17 protein-coding genes are annotated in these 20,213 nt (G+C 61.2%); 11 read left to right on the top strand and 6 right to left on the bottom strand.

Features of this window, described 5'->3' with window-relative positions; all coding sequences use genetic code 11:
• Nucleotides 1-161 precede the first annotated feature (161 nt).
• Nucleotides 162-674, top strand: a complete 513-nt coding sequence (locus tag AB4O35_RS03405) for a glycine cleavage system transcriptional repressor (RefSeq protein ID WP_065880144.1) — start codon at nucleotides 162-164, stop codon at nucleotides 672-674.
• 223 nt (nucleotides 675-897) lie between these two features.
• Here the strand turns inward: AB4O35_RS03405 and rarD are convergent, their stop codons facing one another.
• The 5 genes from rarD to AB4O35_RS03380 all read right to left on the bottom strand — a co-directional run bounded on the left by rarD (nucleotide 898) and on the right by AB4O35_RS03380 (nucleotide 6,576).
• Complete coding sequence (rarD, locus tag AB4O35_RS03400) at nucleotides 898-1,782, bottom strand: EamA family transporter RarD (RefSeq protein ID WP_065871824.1); 885 nt, start codon at nucleotides 1,780-1,782, stop codon at nucleotides 898-900.
• A 102-nt stretch (nucleotides 1,783-1,884) separates the two neighbouring features.
• Nucleotides 1,885-2,859, bottom strand: a complete 975-nt coding sequence (locus tag AB4O35_RS03395) for a serine/threonine protein kinase (protein ID WP_065871823.1) — start codon at nucleotides 2,857-2,859, stop codon at nucleotides 1,885-1,887.
• 178 nt (nucleotides 2,860-3,037) lie between these two features.
• A complete protein-coding gene (locus AB4O35_RS03390; protein WP_460149537.1) occupies nucleotides 3,038-4,936 on the bottom strand; it encodes a PhoX family protein in 1,899 nt (632 codons plus the stop codon).
• A 79-nt stretch (nucleotides 4,937-5,015) separates the two neighbouring features.
• Nucleotides 5,016-5,780, bottom strand: a complete 765-nt coding sequence (locus AB4O35_RS03385; protein WP_065871821.1) for a TOBE domain-containing protein — start codon at nucleotides 5,778-5,780, stop codon at nucleotides 5,016-5,018.
• A gap of 58 nt (nucleotides 5,781-5,838) precedes the next feature.
• Nucleotides 5,839-6,576 (bottom strand): ComF family protein, encoded by a 738-nt coding sequence (locus tag AB4O35_RS03380; RefSeq protein ID WP_065871820.1) that lies wholly within the window; start codon nucleotides 6,574-6,576, stop codon nucleotides 5,839-5,841.
• A 92-nt stretch (nucleotides 6,577-6,668) separates the two neighbouring features.
• Here AB4O35_RS03380 and bioB point away from each other — a divergent pair, with 92 nt between their 5' ends.
• The 10 genes from bioB (at nucleotide 6,669) to AB4O35_RS03330 (ending at nucleotide 18,988) form a co-directional block, all read left to right on the top strand.
• A complete protein-coding gene (bioB, locus tag AB4O35_RS03375) occupies nucleotides 6,669-7,724 on the top strand; it encodes a biotin synthase BioB (protein ID WP_065871819.1) in 1,056 nt (351 codons plus the stop codon).
• Between the two features lie 75 nt (nucleotides 7,725-7,799).
• Nucleotides 7,800-8,981 (top strand): 8-amino-7-oxononanoate synthase, encoded by a 1,182-nt coding sequence (gene bioF / locus AB4O35_RS03370; protein WP_065871818.1) that lies wholly within the window; start codon nucleotides 7,800-7,802, stop codon nucleotides 8,979-8,981.
• Entirely contained in the window at nucleotides 8,974-9,705 is a 732-nt protein-coding gene (locus tag AB4O35_RS03365) for an alpha/beta fold hydrolase (protein WP_065871817.1), read from the top strand. Before bioF ends, AB4O35_RS03365 begins: the two co-directional genes overlap by 8 nt.
• Nucleotides 9,698-10,510, top strand: coding sequence for a malonyl-ACP O-methyltransferase BioC (gene bioC, locus AB4O35_RS03360; RefSeq protein WP_065871816.1), 813 nt, complete (start codon nucleotides 9,698-9,700; stop codon nucleotides 10,508-10,510). The genes AB4O35_RS03365 and bioC overlap by 8 nt, the downstream gene beginning before the upstream one ends.
• Complete coding sequence (bioD, locus tag AB4O35_RS03355; protein WP_065891373.1) at nucleotides 10,507-11,187, top strand: dethiobiotin synthase; 681 nt, start codon at nucleotides 10,507-10,509, stop codon at nucleotides 11,185-11,187. Before bioC ends, bioD begins: the two co-directional genes overlap by 4 nt.
• Nucleotides 11,188-11,292: 105 nt before the next feature.
• Nucleotides 11,293-11,574, top strand: a complete 282-nt coding sequence (locus AB4O35_RS03350; protein WP_065871814.1) for a pyrroloquinoline quinone biosynthesis protein PqqE — start codon at nucleotides 11,293-11,295, stop codon at nucleotides 11,572-11,574.
• A gap of 352 nt (nucleotides 11,575-11,926) precedes the next feature.
• Nucleotides 11,927-13,732: a phenylacyl-CoA dehydrogenase gene (locus tag AB4O35_RS03345; protein WP_065871813.1), complete on the top strand. Its 1,806-nt coding sequence runs from the start codon at nucleotides 11,927-11,929 to the stop codon at nucleotides 13,730-13,732.
• Between the two features lie 208 nt (nucleotides 13,733-13,940).
• Nucleotides 13,941-15,227 carry a GGDEF domain-containing protein gene (locus tag AB4O35_RS03340; RefSeq protein WP_065871812.1) on the top strand — a complete coding sequence of 429 codons (1,287 nt, stop codon included), beginning with the start codon at nucleotides 13,941-13,943 and terminating at the stop codon, nucleotides 15,225-15,227.
• A gap of 90 nt (nucleotides 15,228-15,317) precedes the next feature.
• Nucleotides 15,318-17,087, top strand: coding sequence for an acyl-CoA dehydrogenase C-terminal domain-containing protein (locus tag AB4O35_RS03335; protein WP_065880141.1), 1,770 nt, complete (start codon nucleotides 15,318-15,320; stop codon nucleotides 17,085-17,087).
• Nucleotides 17,088-17,209: 122 nt separating this feature from the next.
• Nucleotides 17,210-18,988, top strand: coding sequence for an acyl-CoA dehydrogenase C-terminal domain-containing protein (locus tag AB4O35_RS03330; RefSeq protein WP_065871810.1), 1,779 nt, complete (start codon nucleotides 17,210-17,212; stop codon nucleotides 18,986-18,988).
• A gap of 226 nt (nucleotides 18,989-19,214) precedes the next feature.
• Here the strand turns inward: AB4O35_RS03330 and AB4O35_RS03325 are convergent, their stop codons facing one another.
• A complete protein-coding gene (locus AB4O35_RS03325; RefSeq protein ID WP_065945502.1) occupies nucleotides 19,215-20,114 on the bottom strand; it encodes a LysR family transcriptional regulator in 900 nt (299 codons plus the stop codon).
• Between the last annotated feature and the right edge of the window lie 99 nt (nucleotides 20,115-20,213).

Below are 20,213 nucleotides of genomic sequence, written 5' to 3'. Positions count from 1 at the left end.
TACGTCGTTTAGCGACCCACTTTGGTCGTACGGTCACAGCGGAGAATCGGATGTTCTCAAAAAACTATTGGATTGTTCCAGATAAATATAAAAATGGTACACGATTTGTTTTCAAGGGCTTCCGGGTCCACCTTGTAGATTGAATTCCAGAGGGCTTTGCCATGGACCATCTTGTACTCACAATTATCGCCGCCGACAAACCCGGGCTGGTTGAACGCATTGCGCAGAACATCGCCGCCCACGGCGGCAACTGGCTCGAAAGCCGCATGGCGCACATGGCCGGGCAGTTTGCCGGGATCCTGCGGGTCAGTGTGCCGGCGGAGAGCCGTCAGGCTTTGGTGGGCGCGCTCGAGGATTTATCCACACACGGCATTCGCGTGCTGGTGGGTGAGGGCAGCACTGGCCAGGCTTCAGCATCCAAATCGATTGTGATGACGCTGGTGGGTAACGACCGTTCGGGCATCGTGCGCGAGATCACGGCGCTGCTGAGCCAGCAGGGGGTCAACCTGGCGAGTCTGAGCACTGACGTTCGCCCGGCTCCCATGAGCGGTGACCCGTTGTTCACTGCCGAGGCGCTGTTGCAGGTGCCGACAGCATTATCCCTGGATGTATTGCAGTTATCCCTGGAAACCCTGGCGGATGACCTGATGGTGGAGCTGCACCACGAGGAATAATCTTTCCACGAGGTTATGCATGGAAATCTTGCATGGGCCTGTGGATAACCTGTAGAGACCCGGCGCCAGGCCAGACCGGCCGGGCTTCTCCGTAAACTGAGTAAAAAACGAGCAGTTTCAAGGGGTTGTGCACAAATGGCGGGGATCAGGTTGTGGATAACCTTGGGATGGGTGTCTGCAAGTCACGCCGACCGTGCCTTGCAGAGGTTTGTACGTTATTTGATCAGCGTTTGCGCACGCTCAGCCAGATATCCACGCTGTACACCACCAGGCCCGCCCAGATGAAGGCGAAGGCAGTCAACGTGCTCGGCGCCAGGTGTTCGCCGAACAGCAGCACGGCTTCCAGCAGCACCAGCGTCGGCGCCACATACTGCAGGAAGCCCAGCGCGGTGTAAGGCAAATGCCGTGCGGCGGCGTTGAAACACACCAGCGGGATCAGCGTCACCGGGCCCGCAGCTACCAGCCACCAGGCTTCTGAGGTGCTCCAAAACGCCAGCTGCGCACTGTGGGCCGTTGGGTTGAACAGCAGCCATGCGAGAGCAATGGGCACCAGCATCCAGGTTTCTACCACCAGCCCCGGCAATGCTTTCACCGGCGCCTGTTTACGGATCAATCCGTAAAAGCCAAAGGTCAACGCCAGCACCAGCGACACCCACGGCAAGCTGCCCACCTGCCACACCTGTTGCGCCACACCCGCTGCAGCCAGCCCGACGGCGACCCATTGCAGACGGCGCAGGCGTTCACCCAGGATCAGCATGCCCAGCAGCACATTGACCAGCGGGTTGATGTAGTAACCCAGGCTCGCTTCCAGCATGCGCCCCGTATTCACCGACCACACATACGTCAGCCAGTTGGCCGCAATCAGCGAACCGCTGAGGGCCAGGATCGCCAGGCGCTTGGGGTTGTCACGCAGTTCGCGGAACCAGCCGGGGTGTTTCCACACCATCAGCAGCAAACCGCCGAACAGCGCTGACCACAGCACGCGGTGCACGATGATCTCGGCGGCGGGTACGCTGGCGATGGCTTTGAAGTAGAGCGGGAACAGACCCCAGATGACATAGGCGCTCAGGCCTAGAATGTATCCCTTGCGGGGGTTGGCGGCTTGCATGCGGAATCCTTGCTTAGGCAGCTAACAAAGCGCAATTGTAGGGATATTTCTCAGGCATTGGGATCTGCTTTCTGTGGGAGCCCGGCTCCCACAGAGAAGCCGTCAGAAGAGTTTCAGGGGTTCTTCGTTCAGGGCCGAGAGTTGTTCGCGCAATGCCAGCACCTGGTCGCCCCAATAGCGCTCACTGCCAAACCAAGGAAAACTGTGGGGAAACGCCGGGTCATCCCAGCGCCGTGCCAGCCAGGCGCTGTAGTGCATCAGGCGCAGGGCGCGCAACGGTTCGATCAACGCCAGTTCGCGCGGATCGAAGTCATGGAATTCCTGATAGCCGTCCATCAATTCCGACAACTGTCCCAGACATTCCTGACGGTCTCCGGCGAGCATCATCCACAGGTCCTGCACCGCCGGGCCCATGCGGCAGTCATCAAGGTCGACAATATGGAACATCTCGTCACGGCACATCATGTTGCCGGGATGGCAATCGCCGTGCATGCGGATGTTCTTGTGCGGCGTGGCCGTGTACACCTCTTCCACGCGTTTGAGCAGGTCGCGGGCCACGGACTCGTAGGCCGGCAGCAGGCTCTTGGGAATGAAGTTGCCTTCCAACAGCGTGGTGAGGGAATCGTGACCGAAGTTCTTCACGCCCAAGGCTTCACGGTGTTCGAACGGGCGGGTGGAACCCACCGCATGCAAACGGCCAAGCAGTTGCCCAAGGCGATACAGCTGATCCAGATTGCCCGGCTCCGGTGCACGGCCGCCACGGCGTGGGAACAAGGTGAAGCGGAAACCGGCGTGTTCGAACAGGCTTTCGCCATTGTGGATCAGTGGTGCCACCACCGGCACTTCGCATTCGGCCAGTTCGAAGGTGAAACGGTGTTCTTCAAGGATCGCCTCGTTCGTCCAACGCTGTGGGCGATAGAACTTGGCGATCAACGGTTCCGAGTCTTCGATGCCCACTTGGTAGACGCGGTTTTCGTAGCTGTTGAGCGCGAGAATGCGCGCATCGCTGAGGAAGCCGATACTTTCGACAGCGTCGAGCACCAGGTCGGGGGTGAGTGTTTCAAACGGATGGGCCATGCGAACTCCTGCGCGCAGCAGGTCGCCGCGTCCGGCTGGGTATGGTAACGCACACGGCTTGAGATAGGGGGCGGCAGTGCAGACGCCATCGCAGGCAAGCCAGCTCCCACATTTGGTCCGTGTCAGTCATGACAACGCGGTCAAGTGTGGGAGCTGGCATGCCTGCGATGCGGCCCTATCAGGCGCCGACGATACCGCCGTCATCCCGCCGAATCGCCATCACTGACGAACGCGGCTTGCCATCCGGCAGGTGCTCCGGCCAGGTGGAGCCGCCGGTCTCACCCGGATGCTGAATCCCCACAAACAACGTTTTCTGATCCGGCGAGAAGCTGATGCCCGTCACTTCACAGGCCACAGGGCCAACCATGAAACGACGGATTTCCCCGGTGGTCGGGTCAGCGCAGAGCATCTGGTTATTGCCCATCCCCGCGAAATCACCCGCGTTGCTGTAGTCGCCATCGGTCAGAATCCACAGCCGCCCGGCCTTGTCGAAACCCAAGCCATCAAGGCTGTTGAACATATTTTGCGGGTTGATATTCGACGAACCGCCCTTCGGCGTGCCGGCGTGAACGCCAGGGTTGCCGGCCACCACAAACAGGTCCCAAGTAAATGCCATGCTGGCGTGGTTATCGGCGTCGGCTTTCCAGCGCAGGATCTGGCCGTAGACGTTTTTCTCACGGGGGTTGGGGCCGCCGACGGGCTGGCCGTCTTCACCGCGCTTGGCGTTGTTGGTGAGGGTGCAATAGACCTGGCCATCGGTGGGGCTGACCACGATCCATTCCGGGCGGTCCATGCGCGTGGCTTTCACCACACTGGCGGCGAGGCGTGCGTGGATCAGCACTTCGGCCTGGCTGTTGAAACCGCTGCTGGCGTCGATGCCGTTTTTGCCATGGGTCAGCTCGACCCACTGGCCCTTGCCTTTGGGGTGGTCGGCATTGCCGTCGCCCGCGTCGAAGATCGCCACGTACAGGGTGCCGTGGTCGAGCAGTTCTTTGTTGGCCTTGTGGTTTTTGTGGTTGATCTTGTCGCGGCTGACGAACTTATAGATGAACTCACCGCGCTCGTCGTCGCCCATGTACACCACGGCGCGGCCGTCGCGGGTTTCAGCGAGGGCGGCGTTCTCGTGTTTGAAGCGGCCCAGGGCGGTGCGCTTGGCTGGGGTGGATTGCGGGTCGAACGGGTCGATTTCCACGACCCAGCCATGGCGATTGAGCTCGTTGGGGTTCTTGGCCAGGTCAAAGCGCGGGTCGTGCTGGTGCCAGTTGATGTCTTTGCTGGCGGCGACGGCGCCGTAGCGTTTCTGCCCGGCATCAAACGTTTGCTGTGGGTTGCTGCTGCCAAAGCAGTCGGTGAAGTTCTCTTCACAGGTCAGATAAGTGCCCCACGGGGTTTTACCGTTGGCGCAGTTCTGGAATGTGCCAAGGGCTTTCTTGCCGGATTTGTCGGCGCTGGTTTTCAGCCATTCGTGACCGGCGGCGGGGCCGCTCAGGCGGATCGGCGAGTTGCCGTGGATGCGCCGGTTGTAGCGCGAGTCCTGGACGAACTGCCAGGTGTCACCCTTGCGCCGCACTTCGATCACCGACACGCCTTCGCTGGCCTGCGCCTTGCGCACATCTTCGGCCGATTGCGGCGCGCCGCCGTGGGCAAAGAGGTAGCGGTAGTTGGTGTATTCGTTGTTGATCGCCATCAGTGCGCGGTTGTCGTCGCCGGGGAAGGCGAACAGGCTCATGCCGTCGTTGTTGTCACCGAACTGCTGTTCCTGAGCGTTGGCCGTGCCGTTGCCGGACGGGTCGAACGCCGGCGCGCTCTTGCTCAGCGGCTGGCCCCAACTGATCAACACCGAAGCGCTGTAGCCCGGCGGCAACGTGATAGCGTCGCTGGTCGCGGCGGCGATGCTGGTAAAACCCAGCAGCGGGCTGGCGGTGGTGGCGTTGACGGCCAGGGCGCTACGGGTCAGCAGGTTGCCGCCCAGGAACATCGCGGCACCGCACAAAGCGCCGGCGCCGATAAAGCGGCGGCGGGTGAGGCCGACCATCTGTTCGAGGTCGGTGGCTTGGTTTTCTTCTAATAGGCTCATCTCAGGCTCCCTGCGGTTTTTGCAGACACCTTAAGGAGCGGGCGTGACGAAATTGTTGCAGTTAAAAGAAGGTGGCGACTTACACCGGTGTTCCCAGCAGCACATTGCTCGGCGCGAACTGTACCTGGATCGCCTGGCCTCTGGCGGCGCCGATGGCGTTGAGCGTGTCGAGTTGCGCCAGGGCGCATAGAACCTGGCCGTTGGGCAGCACGATGCGGACTTCGCTGGGGCCGTCGTCGGCCTCGAGAATGGCGTCGACGGTGCCGCCCATGCAATTGTGTCCAGTTGTTGCAGAGTCCTCGTTTGCCAGCAATTCCAACCAGCCCGCCTTGATCAGTGCGACCACTTCCACGCCAGTTTCCAGCTCCAGTCGCTGCGTGCTGTCGTGGGTGATTTGCGCATCCAGGGACAGCCCGCCAGCCAGTTGCAGGCGCACCAGATCATTGCGGCCATGATGCTCGATGGCGACGACTTGGCCATGCAGTTGATTACGCGCGCTGGTGCGCAGCATCAGGCGGCCGAGCAGGTTGAAGTCACTGGCGGCTTCATCAGAGCCCAGCACTTCGGCCTGTAACACTTGCAGGCGTTGGTAAAGACGCAATACGCGCTCACCCTCGGCCGTCAGCTTGGCGCCGCCGCCGCCCTTGCCGCCGACGCTGCGTTCCACCAGCGGTTTTTGCGCAAGGTTGTTCAACTCGTCGATGGCATCCCATGCCGCCTTGTAACTCAAACCAGCGCTTTTCGCCGCGCGAGTGATGGAGCCTTGCTCGGCGATATGCGCCAGCAAGGCAATGCGCTGTGGGCGACGGATGATGTGCTGGCTGAGGGACGCTGGCAGAGACATGTGGGTACGCTTCGATGAGATGGGCCGAACGTTGCGGGCAAGGTTGGCTGGAGTCAAGTCAACTGCCTGGTTTGGGCGTGCGCGCCAGGCAGTACACATCGACCTGGCGCGCGCCGGCATTCATCAACAGCTGCGCCAGGCTGTGGGCGGTGGCGCCGGTGGTGAGTACGTCGTCCACCAAGGCAAAGTGCCGGCCTTGCACCTGGGCGCCGGGTGCCAGGGCAAAGGCGCCGAGCAGGTTGCGTTTACGGGTCTTGGCGTCGAGGGCTTGCTGGGCGACCGTATCATGAGGGCGTAACAACAGATGTTCATCGTGGGGGAGGTTCAGGTCGCTGCTGAGCCAACGCGTCAGCATCAAGGCCTGGTTATAGCCGCGCTCGCGCAGGCGTTTGCGCGCCATGGGCACCGGCAGCAAACAATCCGGGCGTGTGAGTTCAGTGTTGTCCAGGCGGTGTTGCAGGTGTTGCGCCAATAGTCGTGCAAGCATCTGCCCGAAGGGCCAGCGCGCCTGGTGTTTGAAGCGGCTGATCAGGCTGTCGATGGGAAAGCTGTAGGACCAGGGTGCGATCACCTGTTTAAAGGCCGGTGGTTGTTTCTGGCACTGGCCGCATATTAAACCCTCCATCGGTAGCGGCAGGGCGCACACGTCGCAGTGCTCCAGCAGCCAGGGCAGCTCGGTTTCGCAGACGTTGCACACACAATGGGTTGATTCCGTCGCTTCATCGCAGATTAAACAGATTTGTACGGTTTTTAACCAGATGTAAACCTGGTGTTTGTACTCTGGTTGACAGTGCATGAATCTTCCTTAAATATGCCGAGCATCCGTGTCGTACCTGTGGGTATTGCCCTTCCCACAGCGTTTGCCAAAGCATAATCAAGGAATCGCCCATGAGCGCCAGCACCACCGCCACTTTGCGTCACGATTGGTCCCTCGCCGAAGTCAAAGCGCTGTTCGTGCAGCCGTTCAATGACCTGCTGTTCCAGGCGCAGACCGTGCACCGCGCGCATTTCGACGCCAACCGTGTGCAAGTGTCGACGCTGCTCTCGATCAAAACCGGTGCCTGCCCGGAAGATTGCAAATATTGTCCGCAGTCGGGCCACTACAACACGGGCCTCGAAAAAGAAAAGCTGATGGAAGTGCAGAAGGTGCTGGAAGAGGCCGCTCGCGCCAAAGCCATCGGCTCGACGCGTTTCTGCATGGGCGCCGCCTGGAAACACCCGTCGGCCAAAGACATGCCCTACGTGCTGCAGATGGTCAAAGGCGTGAAGGCCATGGGCCTGGAAACCTGCATGACCCTCGGCCGCTTGGACCAGGACCAGACCGAGGCCCTGGCCCAGGCTGGCCTCGACTACTACAACCACAACCTCGATACCTCGCCGGAGTTCTACGGCAGCATTATCACTACCCGCACCTATGGCGAGCGCCTGCAAACCCTGGCCTATGTGCGTGACTCGGGGATGAAGATCTGCTCCGGTGGCATCCTTGGCATGGGCGAGTCCCTCGACGACCGCGCCAACTTGCTGATCCAACTGGCCAACCTGCCGGAGCATCCTGAGTCGGTGCCGATCAACATGCTGGTGAAGGTCGCCGGTACGCCGCTGGAAAATGCCGAGGATATCGACCCGTTCGACTTCATCCGCATGCTGGCCGTGGCGCGCATCCTGATGCCGCAATCCCACGTGCGCCTGTCGGCCGGCCGTGAGGCGATGAACGAGCAGATGCAGGCGTTGGCGTTTTTTGCCGGGGCCAACTCGATCTTCTACGGCGACAAATTGCTGACCACCGCTAACCCACAGGCTGACAAGGACATGCAACTGTTCTCGCGCCTGGGCATCCTGCCGGAAGCGCGGGAAGAGCACGCGGATGAGGTGCATCAGGCCGCGATCGAGCAGGCGTTGGTGGAGCAGAAGAGCAGCGAGCAGTTCTATAACGCGGTGGTTTGACGCCTATCTCTCTATTGGAATGCAAGCCAGCTCCCACATTGAAACTGTGTTCATCCAGATATATCCGAGGCCTGCATGTCTTTCGATCTCGCCGCGCGCCTCGCTGCCCGCCGTGCCGAACACCTCTATCGCCAACGCCCGCTGCTGGGTAGCCCCCAAGGCCCGGAAGTGGTGGTGGACGGCCAGCCGTTGCTGGCGTTCTGCAATAACGATTACCTGGGCCTGGCCAATCACCCGCAGGTGATCGAAGCCTGGCGCGCCGGTGCATCCCGTTGGGGGGTCGGCGGTGGCGCTTCGCACCTGGTGGTCGGGCATGCCACGCCGCACCATGAACTGGAAGAAGCCCTGGCGGACCTGACCGGTCGCCCACGCGCCTTGCTGTTTACCACCGGCTACATGGCCAACCTCGGTGCGGTCACGGCGTTGGTGGGGCAGGGCGACACGGTGCTGGAAGACCGGCTCAACCATGCATCGTTGCTGGATGCGGGCCTGCTGTCCGGTGCGCGCTTCAATCGCTACCTGCACAACGACGCTGACAGCCTGGCCAAGCGCCTGGAGAAGGCGACCGGTAATACGCTGGTGGTCACCGACGGTGTGTTCAGCATGGACGGCGACCTGGCGGATTTGCCCGCGCTGGCCCGTGCAACCAAGGCCAAAGGCGCCTGGCTGATGGTGGACGACGCCCACGGTTTCGGCCCTTTGGGCGCCCACGGCGGCGGGATCGTCGAGCATTTCGGCCTCAGCCAGGACGACGTGCCGGTGCTGGTCGGCACCCTCGGCAAGGCCTTCGGTACGGCGGGGGCCTTTGTGGCCGGCAGCGAAGAACTGATCGAAAGCCTGATCCAATTCGCCCGGCCCTACATCTACACCACCAGCCAACCGCCCGCCCTGGCCTGCGCCACCTTGAAAAGCCTGGAGCTGTTGCGTACCGAGCACTGGCGGCGCGAGCACCTCAACAACCTCATTCGCCAGTTCCGCCAGGGCGCGGAGCAGCTCGGCCTGGACTTGATGGACAGCTTTACGCCGATCCAGCCGATCCTGATTGGCGACAGTGCCAAAGCCATGCGCCTGTCGCACATGTTGCGCGAACGCGGCTTGATGGTGACCGCGATCCGCCCACCTACCGTGCCGGCCGGCAGCGCGCGTTTGCGCGTGACTTTGACGGCAGCCCACAGCGAGGCGCAGGTGCGGCTATTGTTAAATGCATTGGAAGAGTGTTTCCACTTGTTAGGCGCCTCGGAGCCCAGCCATGCGTGATCGACTGATATTACTGCCCGGCTGGGGCCTTGGCGTATCGCCGCTGGAGCCTTTGGCCGCCGCCTTGCAAGGCCTGGACGAGCACCTGCGGGTGCAGATCGAGCCGTTGCCGGCGCTGGACGCCAGTGACCTGAATGAATGGCTCGACGAACTCGACGCCACGCTGCCGGACAACGCCTGGCTGGGCGGTTGGTCGCTGGGTGGCATGCTGGCTTCGGAGCTGGCGGCGCGACGCGCAGAGCGCTGCTGCGGCCTGCTGACCCTGGCCAGCAACCCCTGTTTCGTTGCCCATGACGGCTGGCCGAGCGCGATGCCCGCCGAGACCTTTGACGCCTTCCTCGCCGGCTGCCATGCCGACTCCCAAGTCACCCTCAAACGCTTCGGCCTGTTGTGCGCAAAGGGCGCGGAAGATCCACGCGGGCTGTCGCGCCTGCTGGTCAGTGGTGCGCCGAACACGCCTTCGAGTGTGTTGATGCCCGGGCTTGAGTTGCTCGCCCAACTCGATACGCGCGACGCTTTGCTGGCTTTCCGTGGCCCGCAGTTGCACCTGTTTGCCGGTATGGATGAACTGGTACCGGCCGAAGCCGCCAGCGCCCTGCTGGCCCTGCTCCCCGATGTTGAAATCGGCCTGATTGAACAGGCCGGCCACGCTTTTCTTCTGGAAGACCCCCACGGTGTAGCGGGGGCCATCCAGGCCTTTTTGCATGAGTGCGTCGATGACTGATTTATCCCACGCCCCGTTGCCGGGTGGCTTGCCGAACAAGCGCCAGGTGGCGGCCTCCTTTTCCCGTGCGGCGGCCAGTTACGATAGCGTTGCCGAGTTGCAGCGGGCGGTGGGCAGCCAATTGCTGACGCGTCTGCCAGCAGGCATTGCGCCTCAACGCTGGCTGGACATGGGCTGCGGCACCGGTTATTTCAGCCGTGTGTTGAGTGAACGGTTGCCCGCCAGCCAAGGCGTGGCGCTGGATATCGCCGAAGGCATGCTCAAGCACGCGCGGCCGTTGGGTGGCGCCGGACATTTCATTGCGGGGGACGCCGAGCGTTTACCGCTGCAAGACGCCAGTTGCGGGCTGATCTTCTCCAGTCTGGCGGTGCAATGGTGCGCGAACTTCGAGGCGGTGCTCAGTGAGGCCTATCGTGTGCTGCGACCGGGGGGGGTGTTGGCGTTTGCCAGTCTTTGCGTGGGCACCCTGGAAGAACTGCGCGAAAGCTGGCGCGCCGCGGATGGCTTGGTCCACGTCAACCGCTTTCGCACCTTCGAGGCTTATCAGCAGCGGTGCGCGGCCAGTGGCCTGCGAGTAGTGAGCCTGGAGCGCCGCCCCCATGTGTTGCACTACCCGGACGTACGCAGCCTGACCCACGAGCTGAAAGCGTTGGGCGCGCACAACCTCAACCCCGGCCGGCCGGGAGGCTTGACGGGGCGTGCGCGGATTGTTGCACTGGTGCAAGCTTATGAGCAGTTCCGTCAGGCCCAGGGCCTGCCGGCGACTTACCAAGTGGTGTATGCCGTACTGGAGAAACCGCTATGACCGCCGCTTACTTCATCACCGGCACCGACACCGATGTCGGCAAGACCACCATCGCTGCAGGCCTGCTCCATGCAGCCCGACAAGCCGGCAGAAGCACCGCCGCCGGCAAACCGGTAGCCTCCGGCTGCCAGGTCACCCCCAAAGGCTTGCGCAACGCCGATGCATTGGCACTGTTGGCCGAATGCTCATTGCCCCTGAGTTATGCCGAGGTCAATCCGGTGGCATTCGAGCCGGCCATCGCGCCCCATCTGGCGGCGCGGGAGGCGGGTGTCTCGCTCACCGTTCACTCTTTGCTCAAACCTATGCAGCAGGTTCTGGCCAGGCAAGCGGATTTCACCCTGATCGAAGGCGCCGGCGGATGGCGTGTGCCATTGGCCGATCAGGCGAATTTATCGGACCTGGCCATGGCGCTCAAACTGCCCGTGATCCTGGTGGTGGGCGTGCGGCTAGGGTGCATCAGCCATGCCTTGCTTACCGCCGAAGCCATCGCGCGAGACGGTTTGCAGTTGGCCGGGTGGGTGGCGAATATCATCGACCCCAAGACCTCCCGTCTGGAAGAAAACCTCGCCACCCTGGCAGAGCGGTTGCCTGCGCCATGCCTGGGCCGTGTGCCGAAACTTAAGCATGCGGGGGCTGAAGCGGTGGCGGAGTACCTGCAATTAGACCTGCTTGACTGATTTTGGCTATCGCTAAGGCATTATGCCATTAGGGTTTTTGTCGGGCGTTTTGTGGGCAACTCTGCTTCAATCACCGCTCACGATTCTCAAAGGCAGGCTTACGCCATGGAAATCTCTGGAAGCAGCGCGTTTTACTCGGGGCTGAGCACTATTCAGGCCGGGCAGAACCGTGTCGACCAGGCTGCGGGCAAGATTGCCAGCGCCGCGACGACCCAGCCATCGGATGCGCAAAGCGACCGTCTGCAAGCCAACGACCGCGCCCAGCCGTCCAACTCGGCCAGCAACATGGTGGAGATGGCCCAAGGCAAGTTCCAAGTCGAGCTCGGCGTAAAAGTCGCCAAGGCTTCGGATGAAATGCTCGGCACGTTGATCGATACCTACGCTTAACTCCCTCTACCAAGGTATGCCGGCTCTTATGTGGGAGCTGGCTTGTCGGGTCGCCGCATCGCTGCGATAGCATCTACCCAGTTATCCTGATACACCGCGGCGCCTGTATCGCAGGCAAGCCAGCTCCCACATTTGCCCTGCGTTCTCCTTTTGAACTTCTACTCTCTTCTAATCATGTGGCGTCTTGCCGCAAGCGTTGCCGTGCGCGCCATTGACCCACGTCATGACAAACGGCATCCGGACGACGCTTGACATCCCTAGGTGGTAAACGTATGTTTCAAACACCTGTTTGACCGCCACAACACATCCACGCGGTTGTTCATTCCAGATACATCAGCAGAGGTTTATCGCTATGCCTGACTACAAGGCCCCCTTGCGTGATATTCGCTTCGTTCGTGACGAACTGCTCGGCTATGAAGCGCACTATCAGAGCCTGCCGGCTTGCCAGGACGCTACCCCGGACATGGTTGACGCCATCCTTGAAGAAGGCGCCAAGTTCTGTGAGCAAGTGCTGGCACCGCTGAACCGCGTGGGCGACATCGAAGGGTGCACCTGGAGTGAGTCAGGCGTTAAGACCCCTGCTGGTTTCAAAGAAGCCTACAAACAATTCGTTGAAGGCGGCTGGCCAAGCCTGGCCCACGACGTGGAGCACGGTGGCCAAGGCCTGCCGGAGTCCCTGGGCCTGGCAGTCAGCGAAATGGTTGGCGAAGCCAACTGGTCGTGGGGCATGTACCCGGGCCTGTCCCACGGTGCGATGAACACCATTTCCGAGCACGGCACCCCTGAGCAGCAAGAGGCCTACCTGACCAAACTGGTGTCGGGTGAATGGACCGGCACCATGTGCCTGACCGAGCCACACTGCGGCACCGACCTGGGCATGCTGCGCACCAAGGCCGAGCCTCAGGCTGACGGTTCCTACAAAGTCTCCGGCACCAAGATCTTCATCTCGGCCGGTGAACACGACATGGCCGACAACATCGTCCACATCGTACTGGCCCGCCTGCCGGACGCACCGGCTGGCACCAAAGGCATCTCGCTGTTCATCGTGCCGAAATTCATGCCAAACGCCGATGGTTCGGTGGGTGAGCGCAACGCAGTGACCTGTGGCTCCCTGGAACACAAGATGGGTATCCACGGCAACGCCACCTGCGTGATGAACTTCGACGCGGCCACCGGTTTCCTGATCGGCCCGGCGAATAAAGGTCTGAACTGCATGTTCACCTTTATGAACACCGCTCGCCTGGGCACCGCGCTGCAAGGCCTGGCCCACGCCGAGATCGGCTTCCAGGGCGGCCTGAAATACGCCCGCGACCGTCTGCAAATGCGCTCGCTGACTGGCCCAAAAGCGCCGGAAAAGGCCGCTGACCCGATCATCGTGCACCCAGACGTGCGCCGCATGCTGCTGACCATGAAAGCCTTCGCCGAAGGCAACCGTGCGATGGTGTACTTCACCGCCAAGCAAGTGGACATCGTCAAATACGGCACCGACGACGAAGCCAAGAAACAGGCTGACGGCCTGCTGGCCTTCATGACTCCGATCGCCAAGGCGTTCATGACCGAAGTCGGTTTTGAGTCTGCCAACCACGGCGTACAGATCTACGGCGGCCACGGCTTCATCGCCGAGTGGGGCATGGAGCAGAACGTTCGCGACAGCCGCATTTCGATGCTGTACGAAGGCACCACCGGTATCCAGGCGCTGGACCTGCTCGGCCGCAAAGTGCTGATGACCCAGGGCGAAGCGCTCAAGGGCTTCACCAAGATCGTGCATAAGTTCTGCCAGGCCAACGAAGGCAACGAGGCCGTTCAGGAGTTTGTTACTCCGCTGGCCGCGCTGAACAAAGAGTGGGGCGAGTTGACCATGAAGGTCGGCATGGCCGCGATGAAAGACCGTGAAGAAGTGGGTGCCGCCTCGGTGGACTACCTGATGTACTCCGGTTATGCGTGCCTGGCTTACTTCTGGGCTGACATGGCGCGCCTGGCTGCCGAAAAACTGGCTGCCGGCACCACCGAAGAGGCGTTCTACACCGCCAAGCTGCAGACCGCGCGCTTCTACTTCCAGCGAATCCTGCCGCGTACCCAGACCCATAAAGCCACCATGCTGTCGGGCGCCAACAACCTGATGGACATGAAAGAAGAAGACTTCGGCCTGGCTTACTAAGCCTCACCGGGTTCACTTCCACAGCCGCTGCTCCGTGACAGGAGCAGCGGCTTTTTTGTGCGCGATAAAAAACCGCAGCACAGCACTCAGGGATTGCTGCCGGCTGCCGTTACAGTGATGGCAATGTGATACATGCACGACGGGTTGTGCTTAACTGTCCGGGTAGAGGCACATTGCCATTATTTTTTTGCGGGTCGGAGTTTTACCCTTGTCGCGCGTGTCCGCTGTCAGTTTCAGTCATTTCCTCCCTTCGTTACTGCTGTTGCTGGCCGGGCTCTCGGCTGCATATATCAAAGACCTCAGCGTTTTCTTCACGTCACTGTTCAATGTGTTGCCGACCTTGGTGCTGTTGCTCGGCGGTTCGTACTGCGCGGTGTACCGCCGTCAGCGTGAACTGTTCCTGATGATCACGGTGTATATCGCCTACTTCCTGCTCGATACCCAGACCGACTTCTACCGCGACCACGGCCGCGTGCGCGAAGACGCGGCCGTGGTGTTTCACCTGTGCTGCTTGTTGCTGCCGTTGTTGTTCAGCATTTACGCGCTGTGGCAGGAGAAGACCCACCTGTTCCGTGATTTCGTCGCCCGTGGCGCTGTGTTGCTGGCGATAGGCAGTGTGGCGCTGGCACTTGAGCAGAGTTTCCCCGTGGCGGTGCTGAACTGGCTGGCGGAGATTCGCTGGCCCGTGCTGCATGGCGCCTGGATGAGCCTGATCCAATTGTCGTATCCGATGTTCCTGATCGGCTTCCTGACCCTGGCCGCACAGTACTGGTACCAGCCGCGCCCGCTGCACGCCGCGCAACTGGTGGGTTTGCTGGGGTTGTTCTGGATGTTGCCGCAGACGTTCATCCTGCCGTTCACCCTGAATATCATGTGCAGCCAGGTGATGCTGATGATCGCCGCTGGCGTCGCCCACGAGGCCTATCAAATGGCCTTCCGCGATGAGCTGACCGGCTTGCCGGGACGACGTGCGCTGAACGAGCGTATGCAGCGATTGGGGCGCAACTATGTGCTGGCGATGAGTGACGTCGACCACTTCAAGCGCTTCAACGACACCCATGGCCATGACGTCGGCGACCAGGTGCTGCGCCTGGTGGCAAGCAAGCTGTCCAAGGTCAACGGCGGCGGGCGCGCCTACCGGTATGGCGGTGAAGAGTTTGCCGTGGTGTTCGCCGGCAAGACGGTGGAGGAATGCTTGCCGCACCTGGAAGAAATCCGCGAGATCATCGCCGATTACGCTATCAAATTACGCAACCTGGACCGCCCTCAAGACGACCACCAAGGCCGTCAGCGGCGGGCGGGCAGTGGCGCCTCGAGTGTTTCGGTGACCATCAGTATCGGCGTGGCCGAACGCCAGGCTGAGCAGCGCACACCGGAGGAAGTCCTCAAGTCTGCCGACCAGGCGCTGTACGCTGCCAAGGGCGCCGGGCGTAACTGTGTGGTCGCGGCTGGCCAGACCCGCCGTGGCGCGGTGCGGGAAAGCGCTGCCGGTTGAGTAATGGTGCTGTATTCAGCAGCCCTACAGTGATTGTCGAGGGCCGTCGCCGGCAGTAGGTTTAAACCATCTGCTGCCGGAGACATCGCCATGCCTGACTACAAAGCTCCCCTGCGCGACATGCGCTTTCTGATCGACAACGTATTTGATTTCCACGGCCACTACGCCGCGTTGGGAGCAACCGACGCCAGCCCGGACATGGTCAATGCGATCCTCGAAGAAGGCGCCAAATTTTGCGAGAACGTGCTGTCGCCGCTCAACCGCAGCGGTGATGAAGAAGGCTGCCATTTCGACAATGGCGTCGTCACCACGCCGAAGGGCTTCAAGGAAGCCTTCGCCCAGTACGTGGAAGGTGGCTGGCACGGTGTGGCGGCGGACCCGGCGTATGGCGGCCAAGGCTTGCCGCAGTCGCTGGGCCTGGTGCTCAGCGAAATGATCGGCTCCAGCAACACCTCCTGGGGCATGTACCCAGGGCTGACCCACGGCGCAATGTCGGCGATCCATGCCCATGGCACCGCCGAGCAAAAAGATACGTTCCTGAACAAACTCACCGCCGGCGAATGGACCGGCACCATGTGCCTCACCGAAGCCCACTGCGGCACCGACCTGGGCCTGATCAAGACTCGCGCCGTGCCCCAGGCGGACGGTAGCTATGCGGTTACCGGCAGCAAGATCTTCATCTCGGCCGGCGAACACGACATGAGTGCCAACATTATCCACTTAGTGCTGGCCAAGCTGCCGGATGCGCCGGCGGGCACCAAGGGCATCTCGCTGTTTATCGTGCCCAAGTTCCATGCCGATTCCGGCGAGCGCAACGCGGTGCACTGCGGCTCCATCGAACACAAGATGGGCATCAAGGCCTCGGCCACCTGTGTGCTGAATTTCGACGGTGCCAGAGGTTTCCTGATAGGCGAGGCGAACAAAGGCCTCAACTGCATGTTCACCATGATGAACCATGCGCGCCTGGGCACCGGCATGCAGGGCCTGTGCAATGGCGAGGCAAGCTTCCAGGGGGCGATCAAGTACGCCAACGATCGCTTGCAAATGCGCTCGCTGACCGGCGCCAAGGCTCCGGAAAAAGCCGCCGACCCTATCATCGTGCACCCCGATGTGCGCCGCATGTTGCTGACCATGAAAGCCTTCAACGAAGGCAACCGCGCGCTGACCTACTTCACCGCGCAATTGCTCGACACCGCACACCTGAGCAGCGACGCCGCCCAACGCCAGGACGCCGAAGACCTGTTGGCGTTCCTCACGCCCATCTGCAAAGCCTTTATGACCGATACCGGGTTGGAGGTGACCAACCACGGCATGCAGGTCTTCGGCGGCCACGGTTACATCCGCGAATGGGGCATGGAGCAACTGGCCCGCGATGCGCGGATTGCGCCGATCTATGAAGGCACCAACGGCATCCAGGCCCTCGACTTGCTGGGGCGCAAGGTGCTGGGCAGCCAGGGCAAGTTGCTGCGCGGGTTTACCAAAATCGTGCACAAGTTCTGCGCCGCGCATGCCGAGCATCCGCAACTCAGGGCCTATGTAGCGCAGCTCAATCAACTGAACGGGGAATGGGGCGAACTGACCACCCAGGTCGGTATGGCCGCGATGAAGAACCCCGATGAAGTCGGTGCGGCGGCAGTGGATTACTTGATGTACAGCGGCTACGTGGTGCTCGCTTACCTGTGGCTGCGCATGGCGATTGCTGCCCTTGACCAGCAAGACGCTGATTTCGCCAAGGCCAAGCTGGCCACTTGCGACTTCTACTTCAAGCGCCTGCTGCCGCGTACTGCCACGCACCGCGCGGCGGTGGAGGCGGGCAGCGAATGCCTGATGAGTCTGCCTGCGGAGGCATTTGCGCTGTGATGACTTAAAAATACCTATCAGTCACAAGTGGACCCTATGTGTCTGAAAAGTTGTTCGGGTACACTCGGAGCCTGTAAAACCGATCCTACCGAATCACTTTTCACGTTCTTACGAGGTTTGCCATGGCTGATTACAAAGCGCCGCTGCGTGATATGCGCTTCGTCCTCAACGAAGTCTTTGAGGTCGCCGACACGTGGGCCCAATTGCCGGCATTGGCAGACACCGTTGACGCCGAAACCGTAGAGGCCATCCTCGAAGAAGCCGGCAAGGTCACCGCCAAATCCATCGCCCCGCTCAGCCGCGGTGGCGATGAACAAGGTTGCCGCTGGGACAACACCGCGGTGTTTACGCCGGACGGTTTCCCGCAGGCCTACAAAACCTACGCCGAAGGCGGTTGGGTTGGCGTAGGCGGCGACCCTGCCTTCGGTGGCATGGGCATGCCCAAGGCCGTGTCAGCCCAGGTCGAAGAGATGATCAACTCGTCAAGCCTGGCATTCGGTTTGTACCCGATGCTGACCTCCGGCGCCTGCGTGTCGATTGCCACGCACGCCGGCGAAGCACTCAAGGCCGCCTACCTGCCGAAGATGTATTCCGGTGAATGGGCAGGCTCCATGTGCCTGACCGAATCCCATGCCGGTACCGACTTGGGGATGATCCGTACCAAGGCGGAGCCGCAGGCGGACGGTTCCTACAAAGTCAGCGGCACCAAGATCTTTATCACCGGTGGCGAACACGACCTCACCGACAACATCATTCACCTGGTGCTGGCCAAACTGCCGGATGCGCCGGCCGGTCCCAAGGGCATTTCGCTGTTCCTGGTGCCGAAGTTCATGGTGAATGCCGACGGCAGCCTGGGCGCACGCAACCCGGTGAGCTGTGGCTCGATCGAGCATAAAATGGGGATCCAGGCGTCCGCGACCTGTGTGATGAATTTCGACGAAGCCGTGGGTTTTCTGGTGGGCGAACCGAACCGTGGTCTGGCGGCGATGTTCACCATGATGAACTACGAGCGTTTGGGTGTGGGTATCCAGGGCCTGGCATCCGGCGAGCGCTCTTACCAGAATGCCATTGAATACGCGCGTGACCGCCTGCAAAGCCGTGCGCCGACCGGCGCGCAGGCCAAGGACAAAGCGGCTGACCCGATCATCGTGCACCCGGACGTGCGCCGCATGCTGCTGACCATGAAGGCTGCGAATGAAGGCGGGCGTGCCTTCTCCACCTACGTGGCGACGCAACTGGATATCGCCAAGTTCAGCGACGATGCCGCGGCCCGCGAACGTGCGGATAACCTGGTGGCGTTGCTGACCCCAGTGGCCAAGGCGTTCTTGAGCGACCTGGGCCTGGAAACCACGGTGCTCGGCCAGCAGGTGTTTGGCGGCCACGGCTACATTCGCGAGTGGGGCCAGGAGCAACTGGTGCGCGATGTGCGCATCACCCAGATCTACGAAGGCACCAACGGCATCCAGGCGCTGGACCTGATGGGGCGCAAGATCGTCGGCAGCGGCGGGGCGTTCTACACCTTGTTTGCCGATGAGATCCGCGCGTTCATTGCCTCGGCCGGTGCCGAGCTGGCTGAATTCACCACACCGCTGAGCGCGGCGGTGGATAACCTGGATGAACTGACCGCCTGGGTCCTGGATCGCGCCAAGACAGACCCGAATGAAATCGGCGCGGCGTCCGTTGAGTATTTGCATGCATTTGGATACATGGCCTACGCCTATATGTGGGCGCGCATGGCCAAGGCGGCGCTGGGCAAGGAGTCTGAAGAAGACTTCTACGCCAGCAAGATGGGCACTGCGCGCTTCTACTTTGCGCGCCTGTTGCCACGTATCCATTCGCTGAGTGCGTCGGTAAAAGCCGGCAGCGAATCGCTGTTTCTGCTGGATGAAGCCCTGTTCTAAGGGAATGGAGGGCGTGTAAGCATTCTCTTACATGACGTGCTGCTATTCGTCCTCTATCGCCATATTGGATCCACGGATAATCTACTTCACATGGACGTCGCGCAGGAAGCGCAAAGCAACAACACGGACACGTAGGATTCTGCCAGGACGGCGGAGTGAAATGGATGTCAGGGAAACAGTCTGCAAAGCCCCGCTTCGGCGGGGTTTTCTTTTGCCTGCGAAAAAGTCATGCCGGTGCCTGCGGTGCATTCATCACGTCTTCCAGCAAGGTGCGCAGTAACGCCATTGTCGCTTGCTGACGTTGCACGTCGCGACACACCAAGCCCACTTTCAGCGGCACCCTGGGTTCACTCAAGGGTTTCCACAACAGCGCCTGGCTGTTGTGTTCGTCCTGGGAACGCCCTGGCAGTACTGTCGCAAGCTTTGTGTGAGGCAAGCTGTCGAGAATCCCCACCATGGTATTGAGCTCGGCCTGCACTTGCGGGCGACGGCCGAGGTTGGCCAGTTGGCCCTGCCAGATCTGCCTCACCTGGAACTCCTCGCCCAGCAGCAACATGGGTAACTCCGCCGCCTGCTTCAGCGAAACCTTCTTGAATTCCCGCAGGGGATGATCCTCCGGGAGGACCACCTTCAATTCGTCTTCATACAACAACACGCCGTGCAACCCCGGCTGGCGGGGCGGCAGGTAGCTGATACCGATGTCCAGCGAACCGTTGAGCAGGCGCCGTTCAATTTCAATCCCGGTCAACTCGTAGATCTGCACCACCAAGTGCGGCTGGGCCTTGCGCACGCGCTCGAGCATCTGCGGCACCAGGCTGGTGTGCACGGTTTGCAGCACACCGATAGCCAACGTGCGCATTGCCTGGCCCTTGAAGTTACGCAACGCCTCGACCGCCTGTTGCAAGCCATCAATCAGCGGCAGGGCGTGGTTGTACAGCGTGTGCGCCGCCAGTGTCGGTAATAGCCGCTTGCTGCTGCGCTCGAACAGGCTCACATCGAGGTTCTGTTCCAACTGGCGAATCTGCTGGGACAGTGCCGGTTGGGAGATCGACAGGCGTTCCGCAGCACGGCCTACGTGGCCTTCCTCATACACCGCGACGAAATAACGCAGTTGCTTGAAATCCATAAGGCTTACTTATCGAAAAAGCTGGAAAAACGAAATGGCCGGTGGCCCCCGAGCCGCCTAGTCTAGCGCCTATTCGCAGGGCTTACAGGGCCGGATCGG

Source organism: Pseudomonas sp. H1_A03, from assembly GCF_054685145.1.
The sequence above is the reverse complement of the archived record's forward strand: the minus strand, read 5'-3'. Positions and strand labels throughout refer to the sequence as shown.

Coding starts and splice junctions, on each gene's coding strand:
- AB4O35_RS03405 (WP_065880144.1), top strand. CDS start 162: ATGGACCATCTTGTACTCACAATTATCGCCGCCGACAAACCCGGGCTG.
- rarD (WP_065871824.1), bottom strand. CDS start 1,782: ATGCAAGCCGCCAACCCCCGCAAGGGATACATTCTAGGCCTGAGCGCC.
- AB4O35_RS03395 (WP_065871823.1), bottom strand. CDS start 2,859: ATGGCCCATCCGTTTGAAACACTCACCCCCGACCTGGTGCTCGACGCT.
- AB4O35_RS03390 (WP_460149537.1), bottom strand. CDS start 4,936: ATGAGCCTATTAGAAGAAAACCAAGCCACCGACCTCGAACAGATGGTC.
- AB4O35_RS03385 (WP_065871821.1), bottom strand. CDS start 5,780: ATGTCTCTGCCAGCGTCCCTCAGCCAGCACATCATCCGTCGCCCACAG.
- AB4O35_RS03380 (WP_065871820.1), bottom strand. CDS start 6,576: ATGCACTGTCAACCAGAGTACAAACACCAGGTTTACATCTGGTTAAAA.
- bioB (WP_065871819.1), top strand. CDS start 6,669: ATGAGCGCCAGCACCACCGCCACTTTGCGTCACGATTGGTCCCTCGCC.
- bioF (WP_065871818.1), top strand. CDS start 7,800: ATGTCTTTCGATCTCGCCGCGCGCCTCGCTGCCCGCCGTGCCGAACAC.
- AB4O35_RS03365 (WP_065871817.1), top strand. CDS start 8,974: ATGCGTGATCGACTGATATTACTGCCCGGCTGGGGCCTTGGCGTATCG.
- bioC (WP_065871816.1), top strand. CDS start 9,698: ATGACTGATTTATCCCACGCCCCGTTGCCGGGTGGCTTGCCGAACAAG.
- bioD (WP_065891373.1), top strand. CDS start 10,507: ATGACCGCCGCTTACTTCATCACCGGCACCGACACCGATGTCGGCAAG.
- AB4O35_RS03350 (WP_065871814.1), top strand. CDS start 11,293: ATGGAAATCTCTGGAAGCAGCGCGTTTTACTCGGGGCTGAGCACTATT.
- AB4O35_RS03345 (WP_065871813.1), top strand. CDS start 11,927: ATGCCTGACTACAAGGCCCCCTTGCGTGATATTCGCTTCGTTCGTGAC.
- AB4O35_RS03335 (WP_065880141.1), top strand. CDS start 15,318: ATGCCTGACTACAAAGCTCCCCTGCGCGACATGCGCTTTCTGATCGAC.
- AB4O35_RS03330 (WP_065871810.1), top strand. CDS start 17,210: ATGGCTGATTACAAAGCGCCGCTGCGTGATATGCGCTTCGTCCTCAAC.
- AB4O35_RS03325 (WP_065945502.1), bottom strand. CDS start 20,114: ATGGATTTCAAGCAACTGCGTTATTTCGTCGCGGTGTATGAGGAAGGC.